Source organism: Rhizobium sp. 01T444 (assembly GCF_056398305.1).
Genome location: NZ_JBFTPD010000119.1, coordinates 1 through 887 on the forward strand (window position 1 = coordinate 1; position 887 = coordinate 887).

The window sequence follows — 887 nt, forward strand, 5'->3', positions numbered from 1 at the left end:
AGCACTGGCTTCGCACGCTCTTCGTCTGGCACGGCTCGGTGCTGCGCTCGATCCTGCCGCAGCTGGCCTTCACGCTTCTGGTGAGCCTGGTCGCGTGGAAGACGGACGGCCGGATCTTCGGCGAGCGGGTGGCGACCTCCTTCACGCTGGTGGGGGTCTCGCTGGCCGTGTTCCTGGCCTTTCGCACCAACGTCAGCTACGCGCGCTATTGGGAAGCGCGGCAGCTCTGGGGCGAACTGGCGATCGTCTCGCGCACGCTGATGTCGCAAGCCATCTGCTACCTGCCGGCGCGTCATGGACCCTTCAGCCGCGACGCCCTTCTTCGGCACCTGGGCGCCTTCGCCTATGCGCTCAACGGGCAGTTGCGCCAAGGTGATGCCGGCCAGCCGCTGCCCTTGCTGACCGCGCAGGAGAATGCCGCGCTGCGCGGCAAGCAGTTCCGTCCCATCGCGATCCTCGACGCGCTGCGCCGCATCCTTGCCGGACTCGATGCCGGCGGCGCGAACGGCATGCAGCGGCAATGGATGTTCGACGCCCAGCTGGCCCGCCTGTCGGATGTGGTGGGCGGCTGCGAGCGCATCGCGACCACGCCTTTCCCGTACTCCTACGGCCTGCTGCTGCATCGCACGGTCTTCGTCTACTGCCTGATGCTGCCCTTCGGCCTGGCCGACGTCCTGCACGAGGCGACGCCCTTCGTCGGCGTCTTCGTCGCCTACACGCTGCTTGCGCTGGAGGAGATTGCCCACGAGATCGCCGAGCCCTTCGGCACCTCGCCCAACGACCTCGCGCTCGATGCGATGTGCCGCAACATCGAACGCTCCCTGCTGGAGCTGTCCGGCCAGCCGGTGCCCGAGCCCCTGGCACCGGACCGGTGGCACGTGCTGACC

General features: G+C 68.4%; 1 protein-coding gene. It reads left to right on the forward strand.

The genetic code is table 11. The features are described 5' to 3' along the window. On the forward strand, positions 1-887 hold an 887-nt coding region (locus AC1DTN_RS37435; protein WP_477925166.1), incomplete at both ends, for a bestrophin family protein.